This window comes from Parasutterella sp. St.1A3 (assembly GCF_059728705.1).
This window is the reverse complement of sequence record NZ_BAAGFK010000002.1, coordinates 169,812-184,448: the sequence shown is the minus strand read 5'-3', so window position 1 is coordinate 184,448 and position 14,637 is coordinate 169,812. Positions and strand designations below refer to the sequence as shown.

Genomic DNA, 14,637 nt, shown 5'->3' with positions numbered 1-14,637 from the left:
TGATTTGTACGAAATTTAAATATAAATATCGGGATGTTCCCCCGACTTTAGGAGAATCTCGTAAATAAAAAAGCCCTCATCCCTTGTGTTACTTAGGTTGAGGGCAGTTTAAGAATTATTCCTGCGTCATAATAAATCCAACCTCTTTAGAGTCGGAACAGCGCTGTTAAAGTCCGGGAACTTTGTCTTTAGACTTCTGGCAAGCTCATGTAAGGAACAGAACCTATTTGGCATTTTTAATCCGCAAGCCTCTAAGATCTCCGGTGTCTTCGATGTTTTTATCTTCCCGCTTTTAATCATTTCTACAAGTTCAGAAGTGCTTTGCCGCTCAAGACCTTTTCTGAGATTGCTGCATTGCTCTACAGTTGCAAAGACTGACCTTTCTTCACTTAGCAGTAGTGGGGCAACGTTTGCCTCTCGAAGACAAGTGGAGATTTCCTCAGCTGTCACGTGTACGGAACTTTTTTCAGCACGATTTTGTATAAGCCGGACAGTGATAAGCGCAAGGTAAACCAGCAGACAATGCGCAATGATGTGCTTTGAGTTAAACACATACATCGGGCGCAGACCGAGATTGGACTTCATAACCCTGAAGCAGTCCTCAATGCAGTTAAGACGATGATACATACCGGCGATTTCGGCATCTTTGAGGATCGGATTTTCTCTTTCAGAGACCACTCCGTCTTTGTCTGCTTGTATCGGCGATTCCTTATACACAACGGCAACATAACCGCATAGAGCCAGTTTGTTTTGCAAGACCTTTTCATCAATTCCAAGAATTGGCTGATCCTTGCCGTTTTCTGTTTTTGCCAAACAGGCCCAACCGGTTTTTCTCGGTCCGATTTTGACTCCCGCCTGTTTCTTCGCAAGAACGATTCCCTGCCAGAGTTTCAAGATGGCCTGATCACGCTTTTGTCGTTTTTTGTTAAACGTAAAGACTAATGTACAGTTGATTTTTGAACCGTTCCCACCCGATTTCTCCCAATCGGAGACCACTTGATAAAGATTGTCATCTGGAACTTCACTGTTTAGCGGCTGATAACGTGACCGGTCCAGCATCTTTTTCGTTAGCGTTTCACCGAGCTTGGTGACTTTTTGAGCCATCAGAAAGCCCATATTGTTCCCGTTCAGCATCGTTAAATTTTCAACCGAGTTCAGGCCTCTGTCAGCTACAACTACCGCTTCTTCAACATCGTATTTTTCTTTGAGTTTGCGGATTGATTCCGGCATTTTTGCAAACTCTGAGGCATTACCGGCATAAACCTGGAAATCCAGAGGAATGCCGTTTTGATCAATGACTAAAGCAATAGAGACAAGCGGTAAGTCAAAGCGATGTTCTTTTGAGGGTCCCCGCATTCTGAAATAGCGATACTTATCGTCCGTAAGCTTTTCAATGAACGCTGCCGGAAGATTCTCGACGATGACATTTCCTTCTCGATCAAGACAATCGACTGGAAGCTCTTCGCTTATAACAGCCTGCTTAACCGTATCGATTAAAACCTCCGCAAAGTCAGACCTCTCATAGTCCTTCTCTTTATCCGACATGGTGGTTTCGAAATAAGTGTTCGTTACGTCATAAAAGAGCAGACGAGTTCTTCCGGTACCGAAGGATTGATTCATCCGGCGATTGACCCACTTAATAATTTCTTCTTTGAGATCGAACAGGTAGGTATAGGCGTCATAACAATTGTCTAAAGTTATGTCTTTGATCGGGTCGCCTAAGTACTCGTCTTTTCGCCTAAAGGTTTTCTCAATAGAGCCCGGTTCAAGAATCTTTCCGGCCACCAAGTAACGGACCAGGCTGTTCAGATCAAACTTTAGCTTGCTTGTTTGCTGCACATACTTGAACTTTCGGTCTAAAGCCAGGTCTTCTTCCCAAATCTGTTTGACAGCAAAGTGCCCGTAATTAAGCAGCGGCAGAGGACTTTGAACACGAGATTGGTCCACTTGGAAGGCTAATGTTTCTTCAAGATCTTTTAGACGCTGCTTTTGCTGCAGCTCGAGTTTTTCTTTGTGCTGACCGTTGTACTTGGCTTTGAGTTTATTAACTGCTTCCGGATCCTCTTTCAGAAGAACATCGAGTCTTCCAAATGTTTTGACAACACGATTTCTTGTCTTGCCGTTTTCATCTCTATATCCCTCAAGCAGCTTGACGTATTTATATTTGCCGCCGGTAACGATACCGATAAACATAGTAGTCCCTCACAAAGAAATCACTACAACATTATAACATAGAAATAAAGTAAAAACAAGTGAAAAAATAAGAACCACGTAGGTTCTCGAAAAAATTTAGAGAACTATTCTCCTAAAGTCGGGTTCTAGAATAAAGCCTGCATGCGCAAATATTTATCCCGCTTTCGATTCGTGTTCTGATGCAAAACTCAATGGTGATTTGTACGAAATTTAAATATAAATATCGGGATGTTCCAGAAGCGTTTTTCGATATGCCGTTTCAGTATCCCGATTAGAGTTTTTTGATTGTTGATATTCAGAGCGGCCGCCGATAAATTTTAAGGATTTCGTTTAAATAATTGTGGTCTTTTTCGCATATTTACAGCTGAACCCTTCAGGAAAAGCTTTTTTCTTAGCGGCTAATTTCCTGACTCGTCACCAAACAGCCCTAATTCTCTCTGGATGGGAGAAGACTTTTTTTCACGAATCTGAAGAGATTTAAGAATATCCGGAAGGTAAAGTTTGACCATGTCGGAGAAAAGGTAGCCGACGGCTTTATCGTCTTCGTAATAACGAAGCTGTCCAAGCCAGCGATAGAACTCCATATCCTCATCGCTTTCGGCTTCGATCCCGCCGCGAATCATGACAAACTGATCAAAGAGTGAGGAGGATTCCTTTTGAAGTGTTTCGAAAGCGAGCTGAGGCTCCATGTCTCTTAATAAAGAGATATCTGCGGCAGTCACCGGATAGAAGGCTTTTAAGTCTATCGCGTCCGAAGTTTTCCCCGATAAGATGAAAGAAAGGATCTCTGCCTGGACAGCAGTGAGCTCCAAAACACTCTGGAGAATATCCTCTTTATATAAGGTTCCGCTTTTAGACTTGGTCTTCATGATAATTCCGCAAATGATTCGAAGAAATTCTAGCAGTTTGCCTTATTCAATAGGTTTCTGCCGAGGCTTTTGCGAAGGTTGGGCGATACTTTCAGCCGCATGAATCGATATAGTACATATGTACTTACTACATAGAAACCCTAGGTGTGATGTGGTATAAAAGCGACTATATTGTTCGAAAGGCAAAGCAATGGAGCTGCAAAATGGCAGAGAGTAAATCTCAGGAGCAAGAACTATTGATGCGTCGAATCCCTTCAGTGAAGAGACTCGACTCGGTTCGTCTAGATAGTATTCAGATGCCTTCATTTTTGCTCTCTCGAGATCGTTCGGTACGTCGCACATCAAAAGTTCGTACGTGGTTATTCGGCAGAGCTCAGACCACAAGCTAAGGAAGAAGCGTGCCTGAACTTCCTGAAGTGGAAATCACGAGACGCGGTATTTTGTCTCGAATTAAGGGACGAACCTCTACCGGCGCATTGGTGCGGGAGGCTCGGTTTCGAAAGCCCGCCCCTAAGAATTTATCCAACCTGATTCAAGGACAGGAGCTTCTGGATATAGAGAGGCGCGGCAAGTACCTTATCTGGAGGTTTGAACACGGTTCCATCGTTTCTCATTTAGGTATGTCCGGCGTTATGCGAGTGGTTAATCCGTTGGAAACGCCGCCCGTAAAGCATGACCATATTGATTTGAATTTCGGAGATCTAACGGTTCGTTATCACGATCCGAGACGGTTTGGATTCCTGGTATGGCTCGATGAAAGTGAAAACCCGTATGAAATGGCGGAAATACGAAAATTAGGGCCTGAGCCTTTTTCTGACGACTTTAACGCCAAAGATTTATTTGCCTCGCTTTCTAAAGTGTCTGTCCCGATTAAAGAGGCGCTTCTCAGCGGGAAACACGTTGTCGGAGTCGGCAATATTTACTGCTCGGAATCGCTTTTTAAAGCCGGGATCAATCCGTTTGTACCCGCAAATCTTCTTTCAAAGAAGCGCCTCGAAAAGCTCGTGAACGCGGTCAGGGAAGTTCTTGAAATTTCTCTTCAGGAAGGAGGATCGACACTGCGGGACTTTGTTTCGGCTGAAGGCGAGAAAGGATACTTTACGCTTAGCGCCTGTGTATACGGGAGAGAAGGCGAACCGTGCGTGAAGTGCGGCCGCCCGATTAAACGAGCGGTTCAGGCCGGGCGCGCGACATACTACTGTTCCCTCTGTCAGCGCATGACGCGAGGCGCAGCACAAAAATAAAGCTCGCAGACGTGCGGGCTCGAAATCGATAAATCTAAATTACTTCAGAATTTCGATCGGTTTCTTCACATCGTATTCAGTTTTCATCAGGTCTTTGTCGACTTCAACCGTCAGGCGAACGATGTTGTTCGGAGTGACAGTCTGACCGTTCCAGTATTTGTGGTCGATTTCGACATCGATGGTGCCGGAAGCATCTTTGAATTCATAATGATCGCCGCGGATGTTGCGTACGATGGAGCCTTCAATGATCGCATAGGCGTCATCAGGCAGAGATTTGAGCTGGGCAGTCGAAACCACCTGAGCTGCGCCCGGGCCCTGGAAACCGCCGGCAGCCTGTGCCGGAATCTGTGTGGCTAATGCACCGAAGAGCAGTGCTGCAAGAATTTGTTTTTTCATATTTATTCCTTTTAATATCAAACTTGAACGATAAGGGCCTTTGCTTATCTAGCCAACCGTTAGCGCTTATATTAGACCCCGGATTGTGAAAATACAGCGGAAAATCATTTCTATATGTGTCCATCAATTCTCGGTGTGAATTCATTATTTATCTATGAAAGTAAATTACTCTTAACGCATTGAATAATCAAAATAAAATAATCAATTATGTTAAAAAGACCACACTAGAAAACTATTAATGAATTTACTTATTTTGGTGTGTGTTCAGGCCGCAGCAATGACCGGCCTCTCATGAGCGTCTCAGCGCTTCTTTTTGGCAAAAGAAAATCCCGCGCTGATTTACGCGGGATTTTCAGGGAAGAGACGGATTACTTCATCGGCTTGCCGTTTGTTCTCATGATCTGATGAGGTCTCAGCAGATAGAACGGAGTGAAGTAGCCGCTCCAAATGTGAATCAATCTTGTGAACGGAACGATCAGGAAGATCATCAGTCCGGTGAAGATATGCCACTTCTGCCAGTCAGGAACCTGCAGGATCAGCTGCCAGGCATTCGGATCGAAGGTGAACAGTCCGCGAACCCATTCTCCGAAAAGAATAATGGTCGCGCCGGAGCGGTCATATTCGTATGAATTGATGACGCAGCAAATGCCCAGAACGATGACGGCAATCAGCAGAAAGAGGACTAAGAAGTCACTCGGTCTGGAGCTCGTGCGTACTCGTTCATTGAAGAGTCTTCTGCAGGTCAGGATCAAAAGACCCGTGATCGCGACGAGCGCGGAGAGGCCGCCCGCGATAATTTCCAGCATCTGATGGATGCGGGGCGTCAGCCCGATGTCGTCCAGGAGCCACGTAGGAGTAAAGAGTCCGAAGCAGTGGCCGCAGAAGAGGAAGATGACGCCGAGATGAAACAGGTTTGCACCTAAAGTCAGTCCGCGTTTATCTAGAATTTCGCTGCTTTGCGACTTCCAGCTGTAAGGCGCCAGAACGAAGCGGGCGATACTTCCTACAACGAGGACTGCCATCACGACATAAGGAAGCACTCCAAAAATCAGGTAGTGCCATATCAGAGTCCAATTACTCATTATTTGCCCTCCTGTACAGAGTCATTTGAGCGCTGATATTCTTCAAAGAGCGGAATAATCTTGCGATTCATCGGCCCTCCGAAGAGCGTATCGGCTCTTTGTCTCTGATCAAAGCCGCCGCCCGCGTTAAAGCCCTGTTCGCCCTGAAGCAGAACAGTTGCCTGATTATTGCGGTTGGCGCTCGGTACAACGAAGCGGTCCTTGAAGTCTGCAATGGCAAGCAGTTTATGCATATCGCAGACATCTTGGAGCGTTAAACCGAGCTGGCTGAGTCCTTCGTCAAATCCGGACCCTTCAAGCTGTTCGGGCAGTATTTCGCAGCTAAGGAACTGACTGATGCCGGCTTTGTCACTGTACTGACGAAGTACTGTTCTTTCCGCAAGCAGTCGGCTCAAAGCTTCCTGTACGGGCTTAATATTTCCTGCTGTCAGAAGGTTGGCCAGGTACTGAAGCGGAATTCGCAGACTTTCTAAGTCCGGAATAAATCCTTTCAGCGAAAGCTTGCCCACGTCGACCGCCTGAGCGATAGGCGAAAGCGGCGGTACGTACCAAACCATCGGCAGAGTTCTAAATTCCGGATGCAGCGGAAGCGCGATCTTCCACTTAGCAATCATCTTGTAGATCGGAGAGCGTTTCGCTGCTTCGACCCAGTCACGGCTGATGCCGGCTTCCAGAGCGGCAGCTTCAACTTTCGGATCGTTAGGATCCAGGAAAATCTGAGTCTGAGCTTCGTAGAGATCTCCGTCGTTCGGCGTAGAGGCCAATTCTTTAATACGGTCTGCGTCATAGAGCATGACGCCCATGTAGCGAATACGGCCAACGCAGGTTTCCGCGCAGACGGTCGGCATGCCGGATTCAACACGCGGATAGCAGAAAATGCATTTTTCCGCTTTGCCGGTTGACCAGTTGTAGTAGACCTTCTTATAGGGGCATCCGCTCATGCACATACGCCAGCCGCGGCACTTGTTCTGGTCTACCACGACAATGCCGTCTTCCTCGCGCTTATAAATTGAGCCCGAGGGGCAGCTTGCGACGCAGGCCGGATTCAGACAGTGTTCGCACAGGCGGGGCAGATAGAACATGAAGGTGTTCTTGTACTGCGCGTAGATATCACGCTCGACATTCTTGAGGTTAACGTCCTCAACAGTCTTGATATCGACACCGCCCAGGTTGTCGTCCCATGCGGCCGAGCCCTTGATCTTGGCCATTTTCTTGCCGGTGATGTAGGAAATCGGCTGAGCCGTGACGCAGGTTTTCATGCGGGGCGCTTTCTGCAGATTCTGATAGTCGAAGGTGAAGGGTTCGTAATAATCATCGATCTGAGGAAGTTTCCCGTTGCCGAAAATACCCGCTAAAAGTCCGAGCGTAGTGCCTCGGCGCAGGCGCAGTTTGCCGTTATGCAGCTCCCATCCGCCGGTCCATTTATCCTGATCTTCCCAGCGTTTCGGATAACCGACGCCCGGCTTGGTTTCTACGTTATTGAACCATATGTATTCCATACCGGGGCGATTTGTCCATACGTTTTTGCATGTGACAGAGCAGGTATGGCATCCGATGCATTTGTCCAGATTTAGGACCATGCCGATTTGCGCACGAATCCTCATAGCGTACCTCCCTTCTTCGGCGCTTCCTCATCCATCCAATCGACTTTATTCATTTTTCTGACCCAAGCGAAGTCGTCGCGGTTCGGAGCGATTGTTCCATAGTAGTTAAAGGCATAAGAAAGCTGAGCGTAGCCTCCGATCATATGGGTCGGATTCACAATCACTCGGGTTGGAGAGTTGTGGTCTCCGCCTCTTTGTCCGGTGATTTCAGATCCCGGTGTATTGACGGTCTTTTCCGTAGCGTGCTGCATAATGCACAGACCCTCCGGCATACGAGAAGTGACGATCGCTCTTCCGACCACCGCGCCGTTGGCATTCCAGCATTCGATCCAGTCGTTATCGACAATGCCGGCGTTATTCGCGTCGATGTCATTCATCCAAACGACAGGACCGCCTCTTGAGAGCGACAGCATGCGTTCGTTGTCGTAGTAGGTCGAGTGAATACCCCATTTCTGATGAGCGGTCATAAAGTTCAGAACGATGGCTTTATTACCGTTGTCGGTGATGTTCTCAAAACCTTTGAGCGCACGCTGATTGGCAGGAGCTCGGTACTGAGCGAACTGCTGACCGAAAGCTCTCATCCAGCTGTGGTCCTGATAGAACTGCTGGCGTCCTGTTAACGTGCGCCACGGCAGCTTCATGTTGGTGTTCTGCCAGAACGCCACATACGGGATCTCGCTGTTTTCAATACCCGACCAGTCGGGCGCGGTGAAAGTCTTAGCGGGACGATGCGCAAGATCGTCGAAAGTGATCTTGTCTCCGATGTGTTCTTTAGAGAGAAAACTGCAGTCAACTCCGCATTGATCCTTCACGAAGGACCAGCTTCTATAAGAGAGCGCGCCGTTGGTTTCCGGCGATACACGCATAATGAAGTTGGCGGCGTTGATATCTGTCTCCATCTTGGGGCGTCCCTTAGCGACGCCTTCCTGGACGGTACCGTTGATTTGTCGCAGCTCTTCGATTTCCGGGTCCAGATCCCACTTGATGCCGCGGTTTCCACCGCCGTTCTTAGAAAGGAGCGGACCGACAGACGTGTATTTCTGATAGATGGTCCGATAATCACGCGGAATGACGTGAATCAGCGGCGCGGTTTTACCCGGAATTAAGTCGCATTCATCGAGGTACCAGTTCTTAACATCAAGCGCCTGGCCGAGCTCGTGCGGGCTGTCGTGTCCAAGCGGTGTCAGAACGACATCGGTTACTTCGGCGAAGTCCTGCGGATATTCAGCGGCCATTTCGGAGAGCTTCTTTGCGATGGATTTAAACGTATCCCAATCGCTTCTGCCTTCCCAAGAGCACTGAACTGCTTTTACGAACGGATGGATAAAGCTGTGCATATCCGTCGTATTGATATCGTTCTTTTCGTAGAACGTGGCTGCAGGAAGCACTATGTCCGAATAAATGGACGTGGTGCTCATGCGGAAGTCCATATTGACGAGCAGATCAAGCTTGCCTTCAGGCGCGGGACGTTTTGTCTGCAGCTGCGGAATCAGCGCCGGGTCTTTGCTGTCAAGCTCCTGGCCAAGTACTGCGTTCTGCGTGCCAAGCAAATGCTTCAGGAAGTATTCCTGACCTTTGCCTGAGGAGCCGAGCACGTTGCTTCGCCAAATGAAGAGGTTTCTCGGCCAATTCTCTTCAGCGTCTAAATCCAGGCAGCTGAAGGATATGGATTTGTTTTTAAGCTGTTCAATCAAGTAAGCCTGCGGGTCTTTTCCGGCTTTAGCCGCCCGGGAGGCGATCTCAGTCGGATTGACGTTTAACTGCGGTGCCGACGGCAGCCAGCCCATCAGTTCGCTTTTTACGTTGTAATCAACGTATGTTCCGTTATAGACCTTAGTGTCAGCAAGCGGAGAGAGCATATCGCTCAGCGGAATACGTTCATAGCGCCACTGATCGGTGTGCTCGTAGAAGTAGCTCGTTGAATTCATGTGCCGCGCGGCCGGTTCCCAGTCCTTAGCAAAGGAGTATTCGCTCCAGCCTGCTTCCGGTCTGATTTTTTCCTGACCCACATAATGGCACCAGCCGCCGCCTGTGACGCCGCATGTGCCGCACATCAAAAGAATGTTAATGATGGAGCGGTAGGTATTGTCTGTCTGGAACCACTGGTTGACGCCCGCGCCCATGAGCACGCAGGCGCGCCCCTTGGTCTTGGAGGCCGCAGTGGCGAATTCGCGGCCGAGCGTGATGGCGTACTGCGGTTCTACTCCGGTGATCTTCTGCTGCCAAGCCGGAGTGAACGGAATGTTGTCCTCGTAACTCTTTGCGCATTCTCCACCTAATCCGCGGTCAACGCCGAGGTAGCTTCCGAACAGATCAAATACGGTTGCGCAGTAAATTTCCTTGCCGTTGGCGATGACTTTTTTAACCGGGACCTTACGGACCATGATATCGGAGGGCATCGCATTGTTGGGGAAGCCGTCTCTTTCTCTGCCGCCGAAATACGGGAAGCAGACATCGATAACCGCGTCGGAGTCCTTGACAAACGTGAGTTTAGGCTTTACGGATTTTCCGCTTTCGCCGTCCACTTCGTGCAGGTTCCATTTGCCGAGGTCCTGACCTTCTTTCTGTCCCCAGCGGTAGCCCATAGAGCCCTGCGGGACAGCAAGTGAATCATCTAATTCATTCCAGACGACGGTTTTCCATTCCGGGTTGTTGGTCTTATCGGCACTGTAGCCGATGTCGCATGCGCGAAGGTATCTTCCTGCGGTGAACCGGCCGTCCTCACGGGGCTCCATGGTCACAAGGACCGGGAAGTCGGTGAGATTGCGGCAGTACTCGGTGAAGTACGGATCAGGATGCTCGTAGTGGAACTCTTTAAAGATGACATGGCTCACCGCCATTGCGAAAGCCGCGTCGGTAGCCTGTTTGGGATGAATCCACCAATCCGCATCTTTTGTCACTTCAACGTAGTCCGGGCAGACATTGACGACCTTAGTGCCGTTGTAGCGGCATTCAGTCAGAAAGTGAGCGTCCGGAGTACGCGTCATCGAAATATTGGTGCCCCAAACAATGATGTAGCTCGAGTAGTACCACGCTTCGGATTCTGGTACGTCGGTCTGTTCTCCCCATGTTTGAGGAGAAGACGGAGGAAGGTCGCAGTACCAGTCATAGAAGGAAAGAAGGGCTCCTCCGATCAGACTCAGATAGCGAGTGCCTGCTCCGTATGAGACCATGGAATAGCCCGGAATCGGCGAGAAACCGGAAATGCGGTCGGGACCGTATTTCTTAACGGTATAGAGGTTGGCTGCGGCAATAATTTCGAGCGCCTCATCCCATGTTGTGCGAACAAGACCGCCCAAGCCGCGAACGGACGTATAGGACTTTCTCGCCTGTTGGTCCTCGACGATGCTTGCCCACGCTTCAAGCGGTTTCATCGTCTTGCGGGCGTTTTCCCAAAGTTCTTTGAGTTCGGCTCTGATCAGCGGGTGTTTGACGCGTGAAGCAGAGTACAGATACCAAGAGTAGCTTGCGCCTCTCGGGCAGCCTCTCGGTTCATGATTCGGTACTCCGGGCGGTGTGGGCGGGTAATCTGTTTCCTGAGTTTCCCACACGACGATTCCGTCTTTTACGTAGACCTGCCAGCTGCATGAGCCGGTGCAGTTTACGCCGTGGGTGGAACGAACGATCTTATCGTGAGCCCAACGATCCCGATAAGCCTGTTCCCAGCCTCTGTCCTGCTCTACAACTTCACCCCAGCCGTCGGAGTATGAACCGACTTTCTTAGAGAAGAAGAGGGAGGACTTCATGATTCCGGACATATTGTTCTCCAGTGATTTATTGTTTTGGGGCGACGATTAGCAAAGATTCGGAGCGTTCTTTCTGTCGTAGTAGTAGAGGTTGATCAGAAGGATCGCGATGAATATCACTGTGGTGACGCCAAACATCATGCCGGCTCCGCATTCAGCAAGGAGCACGCCGATAGTGAAGGGGCCGTATGCGCCGATAGCGCTTGTCCAGCCGACAACTGCTCCGCCCTGAAGCGGCGGGAAGAGTACAGCCATTTGTTCGGTTGTAGAAGCATTGCCGACACCGGTCCAGAAGAAAATCCAGAACATCACAATGAGCCAAATCCAGCAGCCTTCGACGCTGGTCGGTTTGTACCACCAGAGCGCAAGAAGACCGATGATGTTGCAGATTGCCATGATTGTGGTGACGCGGCCGCCTCTGATCTTATCGGAGACTTTACCCGCTCCTACACGGGAGAGTGCGCCGATGACCGGGCCGAGCCAAGCTAGAGCGACTGCGCTCGGAGCACCTCCGATACCTGCGAATGTGTGGTTGCCGAGCAGGGCAAGCTGAGCGCCGAGGCCTGCGAAAGTCGCAAAGGTTCCGTAGTAGAAGAGGGTCATAAACCAAGTATGTTTATTGCCGAAAATCTTCCACTGATCTTTAAAGTCTGCGGTTACCGGGACGGAGCGCAGGCAGAACCAGGCAAGAATTGTCACGATTGCGACAAGCGGAATCCAAATCCATGCGGCGTTCTGCAGCCAATAAGTAACGGTCTTGCCATCAGCAAGATGCGCGACTTGACCGTTTCCAAGGACGGAGAGGGCGGAGAAGCCGATCACAAGAGGCGTCACGAACTGCACGAGACCGGTACCGAAATCGGAGAGGCCGCCTTGGACGCCGAGTGCGAATCCGCGCTTATCTTTAGGGAAGAAGTAATTGGTACTTGCCATGAGGCCCGAGAATGTACCGCCGCCGATACCGCTCAGCAGAGCGAATCCTAAAAGAACCCAGTAAGGGGTATCAATATTTTGCACGGCATAAACCCAGCAGAAAAGCGGTATGAGCAGTAAGCCGGACGAAAGGGTGACCAGATAGCGCGTGCCGATTATCGGAGGAAGGAAGGTCCACACGATACGAAGCGTACCGGCGGAGAGACCGACCATGGCAACAAGCCAATAGAGTTCCCTGTGCGTCAGGGAGAAGCCAATTTCATTAAGGCGCGGAGCGAGGGATGGTACTAAGAACCAAGCGCAAAAGCCGAAAGTCAGGCTGAATGTACTGATCCAAACTGTTGTCCATGCGAGCGTCTTGTTCCATTGGGCCGGATTTTCAGGATTCCAAACCTTGATATCTGGACGCATATTATTTCCTTATCAAATATTCTGTTCCCGGATGTTTTATTCGGGATTACTCTTAGAATTCTAAAAGCTGGTCGTCCTTTGTAACTTATTGTTGTATCAATTTGAGCAGATTTTGCGGATATACCCGTAGGTTTTTAGATAGGATCGACTCAATTGAATAGGACAAAAAAACATGACTCCTGAATTAAAAGCCCTTGGGTGCCTTCTGCTGTATCCGGATGCGAATCTCATAGAAAGCTTGGGAGAGATTCAAAACTACATTGAGCGCTCATCTCTTATTTCTGAAAAATGGAAGACAGCGTTATCAGTGCTGATGCGCAGCATGCAAAAGGTTCCGCTCTCGGATTTTCAGAAACAGTATGTCGCAACGTTTGATATCGGCAAGCGGGCGAGTTTGAATCTTTTTGAGCACATGCACGGAGATTCACGCGATCGCGGTGCGGCAATGCTGAATCTAAGGCGGCTCTACTCGGATCATGGTTTAGAGGTTTCAAGCAATGAGATGCCGGACTTTCTTCCGATGCTTTTAGAGTTTCTGTCGGGACTCAGTTCTGAGGAAGCGATGGTTTATTTAAAGAGCGCAGCAAAGCACATTGTCAAAATTGATCAGCAGCTGCAGAGAGAGGAATCTCCGTGGGAGGCGGTGACCGGTGCACTGCTTTCGTTAGCAGGTGAGGAACCAGACAGTGCTGAGATGACGCGAGAAGATCTTCTGCCGAGTCTGGAAGCCGAATCTTTTGATCAGCCGGTTAAGTTTGGATCATCAGCTGACCCGGTTCAGCAGGGCGTACATTTTAGGAAGTAACAGAGATTGAGTATGAATAAGCAGCTTCTCGGGATGGGGATGGCGGCACTTGCTGCCATATTTTGGGGAGCGATGGGGTCAGCAGGACAATATCTGCTTCAAAAATGCGGATTTGTGCCGCTGGATTTGATTTCTATCCGCATGCTTTTAGCGGGGTCTCTTTTTGTCGGGCTGGAGCTCTTTTTAAATAAAAGCAAAGTGTTTGCGCCGTTCCGCAGAGTTTCTTCTTTTGTACAGCTTTTAATTTATACCGCGACGATTATCGGGACGCAGCTCACTTACTTTGTGTGTATTCAGTACAGCAACGCGGCTGTCGCAGGAGTCCTGACGGCTACGGTTCCGCTTTGGGTGATGCTTTTTATGGTGGTGTTTCAGCACCAGAGACTTTCTCTTAAAGAGATTCTTTGCGGTGCGGCTGCCGTCATCGGTGTTTTTCTGATCGTCACGGGCGGCTCATTAAAGAGTCTGAATGTTTCGATGATGGGGCTGATAATGGGACTTGGTTCAGGACTTACTGGAGCGCTGTATGTCATTCTTCCACAGAAGCTGATCAAGCAGGTTGGGTCCGGCACGGCAACGAGCTGGGCGCTTTTGCTGACCGGTATCGTTGTGACGTTCTTCAATCACTTTTGGAATGAGTCGCTTAATTGGTCGTTCGGTGCGGTATTGGCTTATGCCTTTATTGTCATTTTTGGGACGATTGCGGCGTTTTGGCTTTTTCAGGCGGCTGCCGAACTGATTCCTTCCGACGTTGCGGGGATGATGGAGACGTTGGATCCGGTTTCAGCGACCGTTCTGGGTGTTCTGTTTCTTGGTTTGACAGTGAATATCTGTGAGCTGATCGGAGGCGTTTTGATTTTAGCGACAGTCGTCGTTTTGGCGATTCCTTCGAAACATCCAAGTCTGTATAAGCACAGACGGAATAAAGGCAGTTGACACTAGCTAGGAGCAATATTGCTTCTTCCGATGAAATCTATTAGTGAAAAAACTGATCTTGGTTTTACTCAGGTTAATCCCGTATTCATGTCATAAATAAAAGATGAAATTATTTAAAAACTAAAATAGTATCCATTATGTAAGGGTACAAATAAAATTAAACTAACAATTTATTTCTCTCTGTTAATTACTTAGTTTTCATCCATTATTTTAATAAATTATTCTAATTCAATAGGATGATATTTTCATACACCTATTGTCCTGTCATTCTGTGAAGTTATTGTAGTAATTGGTGAGAAAAATATTAATACCTAAAATGTGTGATGATAATGTTTTCATCATATCTGACAGAGGGTTTTTAGTTAAGTTGCATTGAGCTTCAGCTGATATAGAATCAAAGACATAAATAATACAAAAC

The 14,637-nt window shown here is 48.6% G+C and carries 10 protein-coding genes; 3 read left to right on the top strand and 7 right to left on the bottom strand.

The window, feature by feature from the left end; all coding sequences use genetic code 11:
* Positions 1–126: 126 nt before the first annotated feature.
* Positions 127–2,193, bottom strand: a complete 2,067-nt coding sequence (locus AC6I1F_RS12725) for an IS1634 family transposase (protein ID WP_497801811.1) — start codon at positions 2,191–2,193, stop codon at positions 127–129.
* Positions 2,194–2,591: 398 nt separating this feature from the next.
* Positions 2,592–3,062 carry a RepB family plasmid replication initiator protein gene (locus tag AC6I1F_RS12720; RefSeq protein ID WP_160336316.1) on the bottom strand — a complete coding sequence of 157 codons (471 nt, stop codon included), beginning with the start codon at positions 3,060–3,062 and terminating at the stop codon, positions 2,592–2,594.
* A gap of 398 nt (positions 3,063–3,460) precedes the next feature.
* On the opposite strand from AC6I1F_RS12720, the gene mutM reads away from it, so the two are divergent.
* A complete protein-coding gene (gene mutM / locus AC6I1F_RS12715) occupies positions 3,461–4,306 on the top strand; it encodes a bifunctional DNA-formamidopyrimidine glycosylase/DNA-(apurinic or apyrimidinic site) lyase (RefSeq protein WP_160336315.1) in 846 nt (281 codons plus the stop codon).
* 39 nt (positions 4,307–4,345) lie between these two features.
* Here mutM and AC6I1F_RS12710 read toward each other — a convergent pair whose 3' ends face one another.
* The 5 genes from AC6I1F_RS12710 to AC6I1F_RS12690 all read right to left on the bottom strand — a co-directional run bounded on the left by AC6I1F_RS12710 (position 4,346) and on the right by AC6I1F_RS12690 (position 12,478).
* Positions 4,346–4,702: a YgiW/YdeI family stress tolerance OB fold protein gene (locus AC6I1F_RS12710; protein WP_160336314.1), complete on the bottom strand. Its 357-nt coding sequence runs from the start codon at positions 4,700–4,702 to the stop codon at positions 4,346–4,348.
* 368 nt (positions 4,703–5,070) lie between these two features.
* Complete coding sequence (narI, locus tag AC6I1F_RS12705) at positions 5,071–5,784, bottom strand: respiratory nitrate reductase subunit gamma (RefSeq protein WP_160336313.1); 714 nt, start codon at positions 5,782–5,784, stop codon at positions 5,071–5,073.
* Positions 5,784–7,388, bottom strand: a complete 1,605-nt coding sequence (gene narH, locus AC6I1F_RS12700) for a nitrate reductase subunit beta (protein WP_251570605.1) — start codon at positions 7,386–7,388, stop codon at positions 5,784–5,786. The genes narI and narH overlap by 1 nt, the downstream gene beginning before the upstream one ends.
* Positions 7,385–11,146, bottom strand: coding sequence for a nitrate reductase subunit alpha (locus tag AC6I1F_RS12695; protein ID WP_290144193.1), 3,762 nt, complete (start codon positions 11,144–11,146; stop codon positions 7,385–7,387). Before AC6I1F_RS12695 ends, narH begins: the two co-directional genes overlap by 4 nt.
* Positions 11,147–11,182: 36 nt before the next feature.
* A complete protein-coding gene (locus AC6I1F_RS12690; protein WP_251570609.1) occupies positions 11,183–12,478 on the bottom strand; it encodes an MFS transporter in 1,296 nt (431 codons plus the stop codon).
* Between the two features lie 172 nt (positions 12,479–12,650).
* On the opposite strand from AC6I1F_RS12690, the gene narJ reads away from it, so the two are divergent.
* Positions 12,651–13,283, top strand: coding sequence for a nitrate reductase molybdenum cofactor assembly chaperone (gene narJ, locus AC6I1F_RS12685; protein WP_289163486.1), 633 nt, complete (start codon positions 12,651–12,653; stop codon positions 13,281–13,283).
* 12 nt (positions 13,284–13,295) lie between these two features.
* Positions 13,296–14,219 (top strand): DMT family transporter, encoded by a 924-nt coding sequence (locus AC6I1F_RS12680; RefSeq protein WP_289163485.1) that lies wholly within the window; start codon positions 13,296–13,298, stop codon positions 14,217–14,219.
* Positions 14,220–14,637: the final 418 nt, after the last annotated feature.

Bases quoted from the DNA above. Each gene is read 5' to 3' on its own strand.
- AC6I1F_RS12725 (WP_497801811.1), bottom strand. From the start codon at position 2,193: ATGTTTATCGGTATCGTTACCGGCGGCAAATATAAATACGTCAAGCTG.
- AC6I1F_RS12720 (WP_160336316.1), bottom strand. From the start codon at position 3,062: ATGAAGACCAAGTCTAAAAGCGGAACCTTATATAAAGAGGATATTCTC.
- AC6I1F_RS12710 (WP_160336314.1), bottom strand. From the start codon at position 4,702: ATGAAAAAACAAATTCTTGCAGCACTGCTCTTCGGTGCATTAGCCACA.
- narI (WP_160336313.1), bottom strand. From the start codon at position 5,784: ATGAGTAATTGGACTCTGATATGGCACTACCTGATTTTTGGAGTGCTT.
- narH (WP_251570605.1), bottom strand. From the start codon at position 7,388: ATGAGGATTCGTGCGCAAATCGGCATGGTCCTAAATCTGGACAAATGC.
- AC6I1F_RS12695 (WP_290144193.1), bottom strand. From the start codon at position 11,146: ATGTCCGGAATCATGAAGTCCTCCCTCTTCTTCTCTAAGAAAGTCGGT.
- AC6I1F_RS12690 (WP_251570609.1), bottom strand. From the start codon at position 12,478: ATGCGTCCAGATATCAAGGTTTGGAATCCTGAAAATCCGGCCCAATGG.
- narJ (WP_289163486.1), top strand. From the start codon at position 12,651: ATGACTCCTGAATTAAAAGCCCTTGGGTGCCTTCTGCTGTATCCGGAT.
- AC6I1F_RS12680 (WP_289163485.1), top strand. From the start codon at position 13,296: ATGAATAAGCAGCTTCTCGGGATGGGGATGGCGGCACTTGCTGCCATA.